The following is a 2287-nucleotide window of genomic DNA, read 5'->3' as shown; positions in this document are numbered from 1 at the left end:
CAAAAGCGCAAATTAAAAATCGTAACCAGACTCAAAAAAAATATTGCTAAATTGGAACTCAAACCAGAAGATTTGGGGTTTTTACCAGGTTTAATACAAAACAACATTTGACGTTAGTCAGAATTTTGACCCGTCCTGAATAAAGGCTACATAATTCTAAACAGTTATGTATAAAAATGACAGAGTAACCAGACGTTACAGCGAACCATTCAAATTAAAAATTTTATCAGAACTTAGTACTGGAAAATATTCTAAGTATGAACTAGGTAAACTCTATGGGATTGCTTGCTCCACCATCAATGAATGGATCAGGAAGTATGCGCGTAAGGACCTTATGAACACAAGGGTTATGGTAGAAACAAAAGATGAGATCACACGGATCAAAGCACTCCAAAAAGAGATTGAACAGCTTAAAAAACTACTCCTTAAAAAGGATATGGATCAACTGGTAGATGATGCATACTTGGAAGTAGCAGCCCAAAAACTAGGCTATAAAAGTGTCCTGGAACTTAAAAAAAACTAAATATCAAGCCTTAATCATAGCAAAGGAAAAAGCTAAGGGATTTGCTTCGTTATCAAAAATATGTGATTGCTTTGAGCTAAAACGCGACGCTTATTATAAGTACAAAAGCAGAGCTGATAAGCGAAAAGAGGTGGAACAACATATAGTTGCTATCGTTAAAAGACGACGCAAATCCCTTCCGAGAGAAGGCGTGCGAAAACTAATGAAATCCTTAAGTCAGGACTTTGAAAAACAACAAATAAAAGTAGGCCGGGATACATTGTTCAATATCCTCAGAGAACATAAAATGTTGACTTTAAGAAAGAAATACAGTGCCAGGACAACCAATTCGTATCACAGGTTTTATAAGTATAATAACACTATAAAAGATTTAAAAGTGAATAGGCCGAATCAAGTGTGGGTATCGGACATTACCTATATCAGAACCGTAAAAGGATTTTGTTACCTGGCACTCATTACAGATATGCATTCAAGAAAGATTGTGGGTTATGACCTCAGTGATAGCCTGGAGCTTAAAGGATGTGTTAGGGCGCTTAATAAAGCCATTTACCAAGCAAAAGACATCAAAGGGCTGATACATCATTCAGACAGAGGAATACAGTATTGCAGCAATGTGTATACACAAATCCTCAAAAGAAAAAAGATAGGCATCAGTATGACAGAAGAAAACCACTTGCTATGAAAACGCCATGGCTGAACGGGTAAATGGGATCCTGAAAGATGAATTCTATCTCGATCAGGTCTTTACAAACAAAGAACACGCTAAAAGAGCAGCAAAAAATGCTATTAAATTATATAATGAAATAAGATTACATTTATCTTTAGACTACCAAACACCAAATATGGTATATAAATTAACAGCGTAAATCAATTTAACCTGTAGCCATATTTCAGGACAAGACAAATTTTAATTAAAGATTTCACTCATAATTAAACAGATAACATACTTCATTCTAACCTTTATAATTTTTACAATTATAGGCACAATAACGCATGAATTAGGACATATTATTGTTGCGGAGAGTCTTGGATATAAAACAACTTTGCATTATGGAAGTATGAATTATAATTCTTCTAAAAAAACAGAAGAATTAGATTCAATTTACCTAGAATACAAATATGAAATTGACAATGATTTATCTTATAAGAGAAAGGACTTTTTCGATCAAGAATTAAGAAAATTTATGTCTGACAGTTTCAAAATTACTTTAGGTGGTCCAATACAGACTATTCTCACTGGTTCATTAGGATTTATATTTTTGATTGGAAGAAGAGAAAAAATTAGAAAATATCAGATAAAACTGATTGACTGGTTAGCTGTATTCTTATCCTTATTTTGGTTAAGAGAAGTTTTTAATTTAGTTCATTCAATATCATTTAAAGTTTTATTTCAAGACGCAAGTTATTTTGGTGGAGATGAAAAATATATTTCAGAGTATTTAAAACTGAATTCCGGAACAATACCTGTCATTTTAGGTTTGATTGGATTAGGAATTTCAGTATACGTAATATTCAAGATCTTACCAAGAGATGTTCAACTACCATTTATCATATCCGGATTCATAGGTGGAATTACTGGATTTTTTTTATGGTTTCAGATTCTTGGTCCAATCTTAATTCCGTAAAAAAACTACACCCAATAACTAAGCGTTCGTGTGGCCGGTACGGCCCAACATGAACGCAGTGTTGACTGAACCGGTTGTTTACCGATTGTCTACTATGGGGATTGGTCTAAATTGTGGGGTTGCTATTCAGCGATTTGGA

General features: G+C 33.6%; 4 protein-coding genes. All 4 read left to right on the top strand.

The genetic code is table 11. The features are described 5' to 3' along the window. Positions 1-166 precede the first annotated feature (166 nt). The 4 genes from DHD80_RS19780 to DHD80_RS19765 all read left to right on the top strand — a co-directional run bounded on the left by DHD80_RS19780 (position 167) and on the right by DHD80_RS19765 (position 2148). A complete protein-coding gene (locus DHD80_RS19780) occupies positions 167-523 on the top strand; it encodes a transposase (RefSeq protein WP_251743199.1) in 357 nt (118 codons plus the stop codon). Continuing rightward, on the top strand, positions 498-1205 hold the full coding sequence (locus tag DHD80_RS19775; RefSeq protein ID WP_251743198.1) for an IS3 family transposase: 708 nt from the start codon (positions 498-500) through the stop codon (positions 1203-1205). The genes DHD80_RS19780 and DHD80_RS19775 overlap by 26 nt, the downstream gene beginning before the upstream one ends. Before the next feature lie 7 nt (positions 1206-1212). Then, positions 1213-1389, top strand: a complete 177-nt coding sequence (locus tag DHD80_RS19770) for an integrase core domain-containing protein (RefSeq protein WP_251743197.1) — start codon at positions 1213-1215, stop codon at positions 1387-1389. Positions 1390-1581: 192 nt separating this feature from the next. Beyond that, positions 1582-2148, top strand: a complete 567-nt coding sequence (locus DHD80_RS19765) for a hypothetical protein (protein ID WP_251743196.1) — start codon at positions 1582-1584, stop codon at positions 2146-2148. Positions 2149-2287: the final 139 nt, after the last annotated feature.

It is taken from the genome of Gramella sp. AN32, assembly GCF_023718305.1.
In the GTDB taxonomy this organism is placed as follows: Bacteria; Bacteroidota; Bacteroidia; order Flavobacteriales; family Flavobacteriaceae; genus Christiangramia; species Christiangramia antarctica.
This window is presented reverse-complemented; position numbering and strand designations above follow the sequence as displayed.